Origin of the sequence: Niveibacterium terrae (assembly GCF_048213115.1) — a bacterium.
In the GTDB taxonomy this organism is placed as follows: domain Bacteria; phylum Pseudomonadota; class Gammaproteobacteria; order Burkholderiales; family Rhodocyclaceae; genus Niveibacterium; species Niveibacterium terrae.
This window is the reverse complement of sequence record NZ_CP172404.1, coordinates 205,071-218,391: the sequence shown is the minus strand read 5'-3', so window position 1 is coordinate 218,391 and position 13,321 is coordinate 205,071. Positions and strand designations below refer to the sequence as shown.

Genomic DNA, 13,321 nt, shown 5'->3' with positions numbered 1-13,321 from the left:
AAGCCCGGTCGGCCAGGAAGAGGCATTCGCGTCGGAGCAGACATGCTTCAGTCCTCGTGTTTCAGAAAGCCGAAGCTCGCCGGATGGCGAAGCTTCTGAATCGGCAGGCGGGCCCGGCAGGCACGAACCACCGCCTGCAGGTCGGCGCTCGCCGTTTCCAGATCTTCGTTGATGATACAGTAGTCGAATTCGTCCACGCGACGCATCTCGCCCAGAGCCGCAGCGAGACGGCGGCGAATCACCTCGTCATCGTCCGAGGCCCTCCCGCGCAGGCGGCGTTCGAGCTCTTCGAACGAAGGAGGCAACACGAAGACGCCGATCGCATCGGGCAGCGCGCGACGCACCTGGCTCGCACCCTGCCAGTCGATCTCCAGCAGCACGTCACGCCCCTGCTTCATCTCGGCTTCCAGCCAGACGCGCGAAGTTGCATAGAAATTGCCATGCACTTCGGCCCATTCGAGGAAGTCCCCACGCTCGCGCAGCGCCTCGAACTCTTCGCGCGAGACGAAATGGTAGTCGCGCCCATTCTGCTCGCCGGGACGCGGCGCGCGCGTCGTGAAGGAGATCGACAGTTCGATCTCGCGATCCCGCTCAAGCAGCTTGCGCACCAGAGTGGTCTTGCCCGCCCCCGAAGGCGCAGACACGATGAAAAGTTGTCCTGACATCCTTGAACCTTATTCGATGTTCTGCACCTGCTCGCGCATCTGCTCGATCAGCAGCTTCATCTCGACCGCGATCGCCGAGATCGCCCCCGAGACCGCTTTCGATGCGAGCGTATTCGCTTCACGGTTGAGTTCCTGCATCAAGAAATCGAGCCTCTTGCCGGCCGGCCCGCCCTTTTTGAGCACCCGCTCAACTTCGTCGAGGTGGGCGCGCAGACGCGAAAACTCCTCGGCGACATCGGCGCGCTGAGCGAACAGGCTCACTTCCTGGCGCACCCTGTCCTCGTCCAGCGTCGCGACCGCTTCGCGCAAGCGCGTCGTCAGCTTCTCCTGGTATTCGGCGACCGCGCCCGGCAGCAGCGGTTCGGCCTGGCTGACCAGAGCCCGCATTGCGGCAACCCGCTCGCGAATCATCGCTGCGAGCTTCTCGCCTTCGCGGGCCCGCGTCGCGATCAGCTCGTCTATAACTTCCACCGCCAGCTCGGCGACATCGTCGGCGAGCGCCGCGAAGTCGAGGCCATTCTCGGCCAGCACGCCCGGCCAGCGGAGGATCTCGCCAACCGACAGGGTCTTCGCGTCAGCGAAGCGGGCGCGGACAGCATCCTGGGCCGAGGCCAGCTGATCGAGCAAAGGCGCGTTGAGCGCAAGCTCACCGGCCCCCCCTCCACTCGCCTGCCAATAGAGCCGGCACTCAACCTTGCCGCGACTCAGACGGGCGCTGATCGCCTCGCGCAGAGCCGGCTCGGTAAGGCGCAACTCCTCGGCCATCCGGAACACGAGATCGAGAAAACGCGAGTTGACGCTGCGCAGTTCGAGGTTCAAACGAGCACGGCCGGCATCGCGAGCGCCGACCGCATAACCGGTCATAGAGAGAATCATCTGGAGAGTCCGCCAACAGCCCCGTCAAAAATGACGGATGCAATAATTGCAGGGGAGTGATAAAAAGCCGAAAATCAACGTCCTGACGAATCATACGTATCCCTACATGCCCGCTCAAGCCAACTGCCCTCTGCCGCCAGGCTTCCAGCTTGAGCAATACCGAATTGAGCAGCAGCTCAGCTTGGGCGGCTTCTCGATCGTCTATCTGGCGACCGACCCCTCTGAGCTCCCCGTCGTCATCAAGGAATACCTGCCGAACTCGCTGGCCCTGCGCAAGGAAGGGGACATCGAACCGAAGATTCCCGACGAGCACCAGGCGGCTTTCCGTTACGGGATGAAGTGCTTCTTTGAAGAGGGCCGGGCCCTGGCGAGCCTGAACCACCCGAACCTCGTCCGGGTGCTGAATTTCTTCCGCGCTAATGGCACCGTCTACATGGTCATGGCTTTCGAACGCGGCCGCACGCTCCAGGACTTCATCAACAAGAACCGGGGCGAGATCCGCGAGAAATTCATCCGCGGAGTGTTCACCCGGCTCTTGAACGGCCTGCGCGAAGTGCATGCGAACAAGCTGCTCCACCTCGATATCAAGCCCTCGAACATTTATCTGCGCAACGACGGCACTCCGGTGCTACTCGACTTCGGCGCCGCGCGCCAGACCCTGCTCAACGACGCGCCGATGCTCAAGCCGATGTACACGCCCGGCTACTGCGCGCCCGAGCAGTTCCGCGACCGCGAGCACCTGGGCCCGTGGAGCGACATCTATTCGGTCGGCGCCAGCATGTATGCCTGTCTGGCGGGCTGCCCACCGCAGCGCTCCGACGAGCGGGTCAAGAAGGACCAGCTCGAAGCAGCAAGCCGGCGCTGGCGCGGCCAGTACTCGGAACAGCTGCTGCACACGATAGACCTGTGCCTGAGACTCGATCCGGCAGAGCGCCCGCAAAGCGTCTATGCCTTGCAGAAAGTACTCGCCAAGCGAGTACGGCATCACCACAGCCCCCACAGCCACCGTTCCGGAAGCTGGATCCTCAACCTCGGCAGTCGCCTGCGCGCTCTGATCTTTCGCCCATGAAATTCACCATCTATCAGGAAAGCCGGATCGGCAAACGCCATTCCAATCAGGACAGGATCGCCTACAGCTATTCGCGCGATGCCGTGCTGATGGTCATTGCCGACGGCATGGGCGGCCACCTGCACGGCGAGATCGCCGCGCAGATCGCGGTTCAGTACATCACCGAAGCCTTTCAGCGCGAAGCGCGGCCAACTCTTGCCGACGAGATGATGTTCCTGTCGCGGGTCCTGACCAATGCCCACCACGCGATTCTCGACTACGCGTTCGACAAGAACCTGCCCGATCCTCCGCGCACGACGATTGTTGCCTGCGTGATCCAGAACAGCCTCGCGCACTGGGCGCACGCCGGCGATTCCCGGCTCTACCTGCTGCGCGACGGCCAGGTCGCCTTCCACACCCGCGATCACTCGCGCGTCCAGGTCATGCTCGAACAGGGGCTGATCCGCGAAGGAGAACAGGCCACCCATCCGCTGCGCAACCGGATCTTCAGCTGCCTGGGCGGCACCCATTCGCCGCAGATCGAGTTTTCGCGCCGCACGCCGCTCTATGCCGGTGACACGCTGCTGCTGTGCACGGACGGACTCTGGGCTCCGGCCGGAGCCGAAGACGAGATCGCACACCTGAGCACCGCGGATCTGCTGGAGAGCGTGCCCCGGTTGATGGACAGCGCCGAACGGCTGGGCGGCCCCAGTTGCGATAACCTGTCGGTGATCGCGATGAAATGGCACGAGGACTTCACCGATGCGCCGCCAGCGACGATCTCGACGATGACGATGCCGGTCGCGACCTTCACGACCAAGATGGAAGGCTTCGCTACGGGCCAGTCTCCTACCAACGTCGGCGATCTGTCCGAAGAAGACATCGAAAAGGCGATCGCCGAGATCAACTCCGCGATCCGCAAATACTCCCGTTGAATCGGGGCCGGACGGCCCCACCAAGGACAATGATGACTGATACCCCCCTGTCGCGCCCCAGCGGCCGTCCCGCTTCGGCGCTACGCGCCGTCGCGATTACCCGCGGCTTCACCCGCCACGCCGAAGGCTCGGTTCTCGTCGAATTCGGCGATACCCGCGTCCTGTGCACGGCCAGCGTCGAAGAGAGCGTTCCGCCTTTCCTGCGCGGCAAGGGCGAAGGCTGGGTCACCGCCGAATACGGCATGCTGCCGCGCTCGACCCACACCCGCAGCGCCCGCGAAGCCGCCAAGGGCAAGCAGAGCGGACGCACCCAGGAGATCCAGCGTCTGATTGGCCGCAGCCTGCGCGCCATCGTCGACCTCAAGGCGCTCGGCGAGCGCCAAATCACGCTCGACTGCGACGTGCTGCAAGCCGATGGAGGCACGCGGACCGCATCCATCACCGGCGCCTGCATCGCGCTGCATGACGCGCTCGAGAGCCTCGTCGCCTCCGGCAAACTCGCCGCGAACCCGATGAAGGAACTCGTCGCAGCGATCTCGGTCGGCATCTATGCCGGCCAGCCCGTGCTCGATCTCGACTACGTGGAAGACTCGAACTGCGACACCGACATGAACGTCGTGATGACCGAATCGGGCGGAATCGTCGAGATCCAGGGCACGGCCGAAGGCGCCCCGTTCTCGCGCTCCGAACTCGACGCGTTGCTCGGACTCGCCGACCAGGGCATCTCGGAACTGATCGCCGCACAGAAGCAGGCGCTGGCCTGCTGAGCCCCTTTTCGAAAGGACTGCGATGAAAAGAATCGTTCTCGCCTCGAACAATCCCGGCAAGCTGCGCGAGTTCTCCGCGCTGCTCGCACCGCTGGGCATCGAAGTGCTGCCCCAGTCGCTGTTCGAAGTTCCCGAAGCGGAAGAGCCGCACTGCACTTTCGTCGAGAACGCGCTCGAAAAGGCCCGCCACTGCTCGCGCCACACCGGCTTGCCGGCGCTCGCCGACGATTCCGGGATCTGCGTCTCGGCGCTCGATGGCGCGCCCGGCGTCTACTCGGCGCGTTTCGCCGGGGAACCCAAGTCGGACGCGAACAACAATGCGTTGCTGATCGAAAAGCTCGCCGGAGAGAACGACCGCTCGGCGCACTATGTCTGCGTGCTGGTTCTGGTGCGCCACCCCGAGGATCCACAACCGCTGATCGCCGAAGGCGAATGGCACGGCGAGATCATCGATACTCCACGCGGCAGCCAGGGCTTCGGCTACGACCCGCTCTTCCTGCTGCCCGAACTCGGACAGACCGCCGCCGAGCTGGCGCCGGAGCTGAAGAACACGCTGTCCCACCGCGGCACGGCCTGTCGCCGCCTGATCGAGAAGCTGAGCCACACTTGATGGAGCGACGCGTGATCCCGGTCGCCCTGAAGCCTGCCGCCCCTTCCGGGCCGGGTCTGACCCAGGCGCCGCCGCTCGCCCTGTACATCCACTTCCCGTGGTGCGTCAGGAAGTGCCCCTACTGCGACTTCAACTCCCACGCGATCCGCGACGGCATTCCCGAACAGGCCTATCTGGCGGCGCTGATTGCCGACCTCGAAGCGGCGCTCCCCCGGGTCTGGGGGCGCAAAGTGGTGTCTGTCTTCATCGGCGGAGGCACGCCCAGCCTGATCTCGCCGGAAGGGCTGGACAGACTGCTCGCCGGGATACGGATGAGGCTGCCGCTGGCCGGCGACTGCGAGATCACGCTCGAAGCGAACCCGGGAACCGTCGAAGCGGGGCACTTCGCCGCCTATCGCGCCGCCGGAGTGACCCGGCTCTCGCTGGGAATCCAGAGCTTCGCGGATGGCTTCCTCACCCGGATCGGCCGCATCCACGATGGCCGTGAAGCGCGCCGCGCCGCCGAGCTGGCAGCAAAGCACTTCGACACCTTCAACCTCGACCTGATGTATGCGTTGCCGGGCCAGTCCCTCGGTGAGGCGCTCGCCGACGTCGAGACCGCGCTCGAGTTCGCGCCGCCCCACCTGTCCTGCTATCACCTGACGATGGAGCCGAACACCGCTTTCGGCGCATCGCCTCCCGCCGGCCTCCCCGACGACGACTCGGCGGCCGATATCCAGGAAGCAGTCGAGAAAAGGCTCGCGCGCGCCGGCTACCAGCACTACGAGACCTCGGCCTTCGCAAAACCGGGCCAGCGCTGCCGGCACAACGTCAATTACTGGCAGTTCGGCGACTATCTTGGCCTGGGCGCGGGCGCCCACGGCAAGCTGAGCACGCCGGAAGGCATCCTTCGCGAGATGCGCCACAAACATCCTTCCGCCTACCTCGAAGGGGCAGGCAGCGGATCTTTCGTTCAGGAAAGCCGTTGGGTCAGCCGGGACGAACTGGGTTTCGAGTTCATGATGAACGCGCTGCGCCTCACTGACGGAGTCCCCGCCTCGCTGTTCGTCGAGCGCACCGGCCTCGCGCTCGCGACCGTCGAAACAACGCTGATCGAAGCACGCCGTGACGGCCTGCTCGACACGAGCGAAGGGCGGATACGCCCGACCCTGCTCGGCCAACGCTTCCTGAACGAGCTGCTCGAGCGCTTCCTCGCCGACTGAAGCCCGCGAACGGATGCCTGGACAACACGGTCTTCCGCCGCCAGACTGTCACATCCCGTCACATTTCGCGATTTTCGATGCGCGTCCTGATCGTCTTCTTCACGCTCGCCCTCGCCAGCGTCGGCAGCCTGTTCTGGCTCGTACACGGCCGTCCCGCGATACTGGACAAGGCCAGCGACCTCGCTCCCCCGAAAACCCTCACGGAAAAGAAGCCCGATTGGGCGGATCTGCCTCTGGAGCCGGCCCGGCCGGTCGGCTCGGATCTGCACAAATGCGTCGCAGCGGGCAGCGTCACCTATACGGATCAGCCCTGCGCGAAGGGACAGACCCGCAAAAAGCTCGACCCCGAGCGCAGCCGCATCGTCACGGTGCCCGGCCCCAAGAGCGAGGCTGGCTCAGCGACCGCCCGTCCCGCTCCGCTGCAGGCCGGCGAGCCACATTGAGGCTCAGTCCGCTTCAGCGAGCAGCGCCTTCAGGCGCTCTTCGAACGCTCCCCAGTCGGGTTCGCCGACGAGCTCCAGCGCGATTCTTCCTCGCCTGTCGATCAGAAAAGCGGTCGGAGTCAGCGCAACGCCTCCGAAAGCCTTGGCCGCGGCTCCGGAGGCATCGTGCGCGACCGGGAAAGGCAGGGCGTGGCGACGGGCGAAGGCGCGAACCCATCCGGGATCCTCGTCGCGAACCGCGACCGCGAGGCTGCGCAAGCCCCGACCGGCGTAACGCGCATCAAGCGCGGTGAGGTACGGCATCTCGCGGACGCAGGCCGGACAGCCGCTCGCCCAGAAGCTCACGAATACGACCTTGCCGCGCTGCGCGGCGAGCGTGAAGCGAGTCCCGTCCAGCGTCTGCAGCGCGAGTGCCGGAGCCGGCTCACGCCAGGTGAACGCGAAGCCAAGCGCGGCGGCGAGAAGAGCCGACATCAGGAAGGGCAGCAGAGCGGACTTCGTCAGACCCATTTCAGCAGAGCTGAGTAAAAGAGGGAATTCTCGCCGGCCCGGGGGCGTCCGCCAAGGCGGGTTTGCATTTGCGTCCACGCTCACCCAGCATGAAGGCGCTCCGTCCGGAATTTCCGACGCGCGGCACCGCCCTTAAAAGGAGACGGGCATGAAAGCATCCCTGTTGTTGCGCTGCTGGGGCGCGCTCTGTCTGCTAGGCCTGAGCGGTCCGGGCTGGGCCGCGCCGGCCATCGTCAAGGTCGGCGCCTATTCCTTCCCGCCCTATCTGGAAGGCACACAGGGCGTGACTCCGCGCTTTCTCGCGCTGCTCAACAGCCACCAGGATCGCTGGCGTTTCGTACTGGTGCGGACTTCGGCGCGGCGGCGTTACATCGAGCTCGATGCGGGGGTCTTCGACATGATGGCCTTCGAGAATCCGCAGTGGAGCTGGAACGCTTCGAAAATCCGGATCGGTCGGCCTCTGCTGCGCGATGCCGAGCTTTCGATCGCGCGCTCGGCGCCCGGCCGCGATCAGTCCTTCTTCGCTTCGGCCCACACCCGGGTCGCCGTGTTCGGCTTTCACTACGGTTTCTCTGGCCAGCGCGCGCTGACCGGGGGCGGCCCCGAGCTTTACTTCGTCGCGAAACCGGCGCTGGTCCTGGAGCAGGTGCTGAGCGGCAAATCCGCGCAGGGCATCACCACCAAATCCTATCTGGGACGGCTGCTCGCGGCCGACCCCGCACTCGCCTCCCGGCTGATCGTCGGCGAGAAGAAAGACTGCGAATACACGCTGGGGCCGCTCTTCTCGCCGCGCAGCCCGATCTCGCCGGACGAGTTCGACCAGCTGATCGCCCACCTCTCCGGCCAATGGAAAGACTTCGTCGCCGCGGAAGGACTCAGCCCGGCCAACTAAAGCTCCGGCACGGGGCGCATCCTGAGCTTCGCCCCCGAGCGGGCACTTCGCTGACAGCTTGATAGAATGGACGGTTCATCTCAGCCCCCGTCGTTTTCGTGAATCCGATCAAGCCCGCAGAAGTCTATACGCGCAAGGACGTCGAACGCTGGTGTGCGCCCAGCGAGATCCGCAAGGCTCAGGACTATGTCGCGAGAGTCGCGGATCTGGCGATAGAAGCCGACTCGATCACCGCCGCGGTCCAGGGCACTGCGGCCCAGCCCTACCTGGTCGCGATCCGCTTCTTCCGCGACATCCGCGGCAACTGGACTCCGTACATGGAGTGCTCGTGCCCGGTCGGACTCGGCTGCAAGCACGCGGCGGCGACGCTGCTCGCCGCGCTCGAGATGCGCGCCGACCCGAACCGGCTGAACCCCCGAGTGCTGGCCTGGATCGAGGCGCTGCGCAGCATCAAGCAGACTCCTCCCCGAAAAGCCAGCAAGGCAAACAGCGAAATGCTGTTCTACCTTTTGAGCCACAACGCGCAGACCGGCCAGGCCGAAGTGAGGATGCGCAAGGGCAAGATGGATGAGGAGGGCGCGCCGTCAGCGAGCGCCAGCGACTGGAACAACATCGAGCGGACGCTTGTCGCACCGCCCTCCTTCGTCTCTGAATCCGATCTGCAGGCTCTGCGCCAGATCTGGACCCAGCGCCCCAAGGGCCGGGACTGGACACCGATTCCCTTGACCGACAAGGCGCCGGAAGCGACGCTGCGCGCGCTGTCAGCGACCGGGCGCTGCTTTCTGATCGGCAGCGAAGGCCTGCTCCAGCTCTCCAAGGGTGCAGTGCGCGAGGCAAAACTCGACTGGCGACTGGACGCTCGCGGGAAGATGCGCCCCCACCTCGGCGATGAACGCAACGATCTTCAGGTCATTCCCGGCTCACCTTGCTGCTATATCGACGCCGCAAACGGGGTCTGGGGCAGACTGGAGAGCGCGGTTCCCGCCCCCGTGCTGCAGCATCTGCTCGCGCTGCCGCCTCTGGGCAAACGCGACCGGAGCATCGTCGCCGAAGCGCTGCGCGAACTGGCGCCCGAAGTTCCCTCTCCCGACCAGGACCCGGAAGCCACGCTGCGCCAGATCGCCGATGGCCCTCACCCGGTGCTGAGGATAGGCAGCGTTCCGGTCTGGAGCATCGGCCATTACCGCGACTACAGCCACCGCTACGACATCGGCACTTTCGACTACGCGCAGACATTTTTCCGCTATGGCGAAGTCGAGCTGATCACCGGCGACACGCACGCCTTCTTCACACTGGCTTCGGGCGAGACCGTCCGCGTCGTTCGCGACGAAGCGGTCGAACAGAGCTTCCTGGCCCGCCTCGCCGCAGCCGGCTTCAAGCCCGTTCCCGTCCATGCGCTGCAGCTGCGCAATTCCGCGCCGCATCCGGCGGCGATGATGGGTCTCGCCAGCGAACAGGACTGGCCGGAGTTCATGGCGGCCGGCGCCAGGGAACTGATCGAGGAAGGCTGGAAGATCGAAGTGCCTCCCGGCTTTCGCCACCGCCGCCTCGCCGTCGAGAGCTGGCACGCCGACGTCGATGAGGAAGAAAACGGCTGGTTCTCGCTGGACCTCGGGATCACCGTCGAAGGCCGGCGCCTGCCGCTCGCGCCGCTGCTCTCGGCACTGTTCGCGCGCGATTCGCGCTGGCTCGATCCCGACCGCCTCAACCGGATAGACGACGCAGAGAACATAGAGCTGCTGTTGCCCGAAGGCGATGTGGTTCACGCCCAGGCCGGACGGATCAAGCCACTGGCGCGCACGCTGATCGACCTCTTCGACAGCAGCGACAAGGTCGAGCTGCGCCTGCCCCCGGAAGACGCGCAGCGCGTACGCGCTCTGGCCGAGGACGGAAACTGGCTCTTCCACGGCCCGGATAGCCTCGCCGCGCTGGCGGACCGGCTGCTCAGGGCGGGCAGTCCCTCGGCCGTCCCGGCTCCGGAAGGTTTTGCGCTGAACCTGAGACCTTACCAGCTCGAAGGACTGGGCTGGCTGCAGTATCTGCGCGAGCAGAACCTCGCCGGCATCCTCGCCGACGACATGGGCTTGGGCAAGACCGCCCAGACCCTGGCCCACCTGCTGACCGAGAAGCTGGCCGGGCGCATGGACAGGCCTTCGCTGATCGTGCTGCCGACCTCCCTGGTCTTCAACTGGCGCCGCGAGGCCCAGCTCTGCGCCCCGGCGCTCAAGGTGCTGGCCCTGCATGGCCCGCAACGCGCCGCACATTTCGCCGAGATTGCCGATTTTGACGTCGTGCTGACGACTTACCCGCTGATCTGGCGCGACGCCGAAGTCCTGGCGGAACAGCGCTGGCACTGCCTGATCCTCGACGAGGCGCAGACGGTCAAGAACGCGGCAAGCCGCGCCGCGGAGACGATACGAACCATCGATGCGCGGCACCGCCTGTGCCTGACCGGCACTCCGCTCGAAAACCACCTCGGTGAGCTCTGGTCCCAGTTCGACTTCCTGCTGCCCGGTTTCCTGGGCCGCAGCGCCGACTTCAGCCGCACCTGGCGCACGCCGATCGAAAAGCACGGCGACAGCCTGCGCCGCGAACTGCTGGCCCGCCGCGTCAAGCCCTTCATCCTGCGCCGACGCAAGGAGGAAGTCGCGACCGAGCTGCCGCCCAAGACCATCGTCGTACGCAGCGTCGAACTCGATTCGGCCCAGCGCGACCTCTACGAGACCGTCCGGGCGACCGTCGACGAAACCGTGCAACGGACGATTGCCGCAAAAGGCTTCCAGCGCAGCCAGATCGCGATCCTCGACGCGCTGCTCAAACTGCGTCAGGTCTGCTGCGATCCACGCCTGCTCAAGAGCGAGACGGCCCGCAAGGTCAAGGCCTCGGCCAAGATCGAGCTGCTCGGCGACATGCTGCCCGGCCTGGTCGCCGAGGGCCGACGCATTCTGCTCTTCTCGCAGTTCACGGCGATGCTCGATCTGATCGAAGCCGAACTCGCCAAACTGAAGATTGCCCACCTCAGGCTGGACGGTTCGACGACTGACCGCGAAACCCCGGTGCGCCGTTTCCAGGCCGGCGAAGCGCCGGTCTTCCTGATCAGCCTGAAGGCCGGCGGAGTGGGCCTGAACCTGACCGCCGCCGACACCGTGATCCACTTCGACCCCTGGTGGAACCCGGCCGCCGAGAACCAGGCGACCGATCGCGCCCACCGGATCGGTCAGACCAAGAACGTGTTCGTCTACAAACTGGTCGTTGCCGGCAGCATCGAGGAAAAGATCCTCGCGCTGCAGCAGAAGAAGGCCGAACTCGCCGCCGGCATCCTCGGCGAGCACCAGGCCGGCGAGGTCAAGTTCGGCGCCGAGGAGCTCGCCGCGCTGCTCGCACCGATGCCCTGAACCGGGTTGGCCGGCGAATTCCGGAGTCGGATTTCGCGACGCCATGGCGCATGGCGGTTCACAGGCTTGTCATAGAGCGCCTCTACATTCCTTGTCTTTCAAGGGCGTAGCGGCGACGGGCTTCATCGTGAAGATTGAGCGCGCAACGTGCGCGCTCAATCTTCACAGCCAGGAACCCGGAATGCCGCACCTCCTTCAGCATCAAAAGCCCTTCTTCGCGCATTCTCTGCGCCTTCTGCCTGCGCTGATCCTGGGCGCAGCACTGGCCGCCTGCGGCAACAGCGAAGACAGCCCAACAACGGAGGTCGGTCAATGGACGGTAGGTGATCTGCACAGCCACACGGTTCAATCCGACGACGCGGATGTATCGCAGACGCTGGACCGAGTGCTGAGCAAGGCCTTCAGTTCGTATGGCCTGGACTGGCTGGCAGTGAGCAATCACCTGCGATCCTCGTCTCGCGACAATGATGGCAACACGCTCAAGACGGCCATTCCGTTTGCTCAAGGCATGGAGCAATACGAGATTCCGCGCATTCAGGCCCTGCAGGCCGCAGGCACATATGCGGACAAGAACATCTTCTCGCTCTCGGAATGGGACATGCCGACCCACGATCACATCAACGTCGGCATCTTCAAGACTGGCGCGGATGGAAAAACACTGGTTGCGGATACTGATGGGTTCAAGGCCTTCCAGTATTTCTTTTCCACACTGGCGGAGAGTTCCTTCGATAGCGCGAGCGTAGCGGCGTGGAAGACCAAGTTCGGCAGCACCCGGTATAACAGCACAGCGGCTGATGCGCTGCAGGGCATCGCTTGGCTCAAGACCAATTATCCGACCACCAGCTTCATGCAGTTGAATCACCCATCACGCAAGCCGGTCTATACCATCAGTGATTTGCGCTCCTTCAATGACTTGGCCCCCGATCTCCTCTTTACCATCGAGGGCATGCCCGGCAATCAGATGGAGCCGAATCGCGGTGGCTATGACAAGCCCTATACCGACGCCTACCTGCCCAACCGCACCTACGGAGGGGCCGACTACTTTGTCGCCAAGCTCGGCGGCGTCTGGGATGCGCTGCTCGGTGAAGGCCGCCACATCTGGACAACCGCCAATTCCGACAGCCACTTCAAAACCACCACGCAATACAGCAGTGGCTACTTCCCCGGCGAATACGCGAAAAACTATGTGTGGTCCAAGAGCAAGGACGTCAAAGGCCTTCTCGAGGGTTTGCGTTCGGGAAAAATGTTCGCGGTGTTCGGTGACTTGATCAACGCTCTCGACTTCAGTGCCGCCAGCGGTTCGGGCAAAAAAGAGATGGGGGGCGATCTCTCCGTGGCGAGCGGAGCTCCAGTCACTCTGACCATCCGTTTCAAGAGCCCCGCCAAGAACAACTATGAAAAGCCGATCAATAGTGGCAACTTCGTCGGCGTTCCCGTGGTCGATCACATCGACCTGATTGCCGGCGATGTGACTGGCAAAGCCAGCCCTGGCTCGAGCGCCTATAGCGTGGCGACCAACCCGACGACCAGGGTAATCAAGCGTTTCACGCGCGCGGACTGGAAGGCGGATGCCAATGGTTACTACACGGTGAGCTACACCACCACTGCCAGCAAAAGCCAATATTTCCGCCTGCGCGGCACCAACCTGGGTACCGATGTGAACGGCCAGACCTCCGGTGGCGAGCCTCAACCGGATCAGCTGATCACCACGGCTGACAACTCTCAGCGCTTCAATGACATCAACGATCGAAACTATGCCAGCCTCTGGTTTTATTCCAACCCGATATTCGTCACGGTGAAGTAGTGAGCTTGGCGCGATGCGCTTGATGAGACGGGCTCGCGCGTGCGGGCCCGTCCGCTTTTTGGCGATACGGGCGACATGTGCAGTTCACCGCTGGACTCGCTCGATCGATCACTGCGCCGGGTCAGGAATAGCTCTACGCCACGGGCCGCTCCGTTGAAGCTCTGCGCAGAACGG

12 protein-coding genes are annotated in these 13,321 nt (G+C 64.5%); 9 read left to right on the top strand and 3 right to left on the bottom strand.

Annotated features, from left to right (window positions below):
• Positions 1–47: 47 nt before the first annotated feature.
• Together gmk and ACHFB9_RS00965 are read right to left on the bottom strand one after the other, a co-directional pair.
• Entirely contained in the window at positions 48–665 is a 618-nt protein-coding gene (gene gmk / locus ACHFB9_RS00970; protein ID WP_417069108.1) for a guanylate kinase, read from the bottom strand.
• Between the two features lie 9 nt (positions 666–674).
• Complete coding sequence (locus tag ACHFB9_RS00965; protein ID WP_417069107.1) at positions 675–1,541, bottom strand: YicC/YloC family endoribonuclease; 867 nt, start codon at positions 1,539–1,541, stop codon at positions 675–677.
• A 106-nt stretch (positions 1,542–1,647) separates the two neighbouring features.
• On the opposite strand from ACHFB9_RS00965, the gene ACHFB9_RS00960 reads away from it, so the two are divergent.
• The 6 genes from ACHFB9_RS00960 (at position 1,648) to ACHFB9_RS00935 (ending at position 6,546) form a co-directional block, all read left to right on the top strand.
• The gene (locus ACHFB9_RS00960) at positions 1,648–2,610 is read left to right on the top strand and encodes a serine/threonine protein kinase (RefSeq protein ID WP_417069106.1); all 963 of its coding nucleotides are present in this window, start codon (positions 1,648–1,650) and stop codon (positions 2,608–2,610) included.
• Positions 2,607–3,524 carry a PP2C family protein-serine/threonine phosphatase gene (locus ACHFB9_RS00955; RefSeq protein ID WP_417069105.1) on the top strand — a complete coding sequence of 306 codons (918 nt, stop codon included), beginning with the start codon at positions 2,607–2,609 and terminating at the stop codon, positions 3,522–3,524. Before ACHFB9_RS00960 ends, ACHFB9_RS00955 begins: the two co-directional genes overlap by 4 nt.
• A gap of 32 nt (positions 3,525–3,556) precedes the next feature.
• Positions 3,557–4,291 carry a ribonuclease PH gene (rph, locus tag ACHFB9_RS00950; RefSeq protein WP_417069104.1) on the top strand — a complete coding sequence of 245 codons (735 nt, stop codon included), beginning with the start codon at positions 3,557–3,559 and terminating at the stop codon, positions 4,289–4,291.
• A gap of 22 nt (positions 4,292–4,313) precedes the next feature.
• Positions 4,314–4,901, top strand: coding sequence for an RdgB/HAM1 family non-canonical purine NTP pyrophosphatase (rdgB, locus tag ACHFB9_RS00945; protein WP_417069103.1), 588 nt, complete (start codon positions 4,314–4,316; stop codon positions 4,899–4,901).
• Entirely contained in the window at positions 4,898–6,103 is a 1,206-nt protein-coding gene (gene hemW, locus ACHFB9_RS00940; RefSeq protein WP_417069102.1) for a radical SAM family heme chaperone HemW, read from the top strand. The genes rdgB and hemW overlap by 4 nt, the downstream gene beginning before the upstream one ends.
• A gap of 77 nt (positions 6,104–6,180) precedes the next feature.
• Complete coding sequence (locus ACHFB9_RS00935) at positions 6,181–6,546, top strand: hypothetical protein (protein WP_417069101.1); 366 nt, start codon at positions 6,181–6,183, stop codon at positions 6,544–6,546.
• Between the two features lie 3 nt (positions 6,547–6,549).
• On the opposite strand, the gene ACHFB9_RS00930 is transcribed toward ACHFB9_RS00935, so the two are convergent.
• Positions 6,550–7,056, bottom strand: coding sequence for a TlpA family protein disulfide reductase (locus ACHFB9_RS00930; RefSeq protein WP_417069100.1), 507 nt, complete (start codon positions 7,054–7,056; stop codon positions 6,550–6,552).
• Between the two features lie 148 nt (positions 7,057–7,204).
• Between ACHFB9_RS00930 and ACHFB9_RS00925 the strand changes: the two genes are divergently transcribed.
• The 3 genes from ACHFB9_RS00925 (at position 7,205) to ACHFB9_RS00915 (ending at position 13,147) form a co-directional block, all read left to right on the top strand.
• The gene (locus ACHFB9_RS00925; RefSeq protein ID WP_417069099.1) at positions 7,205–7,948 is read left to right on the top strand and encodes a hypothetical protein; all 744 of its coding nucleotides are present in this window, start codon (positions 7,205–7,207) and stop codon (positions 7,946–7,948) included.
• A gap of 98 nt (positions 7,949–8,046) precedes the next feature.
• A complete protein-coding gene (locus ACHFB9_RS00920) occupies positions 8,047–11,343 on the top strand; it encodes an SNF2-related protein (protein ID WP_417069098.1) in 3,297 nt (1,098 codons plus the stop codon).
• 181 nt (positions 11,344–11,524) lie between these two features.
• On the top strand, positions 11,525–13,147 hold the full coding sequence (locus ACHFB9_RS00915) for an S-layer protein (protein ID WP_417069097.1): 1,623 nt from the start codon (positions 11,525–11,527) through the stop codon (positions 13,145–13,147).
• Positions 13,148–13,321: the final 174 nt, after the last annotated feature.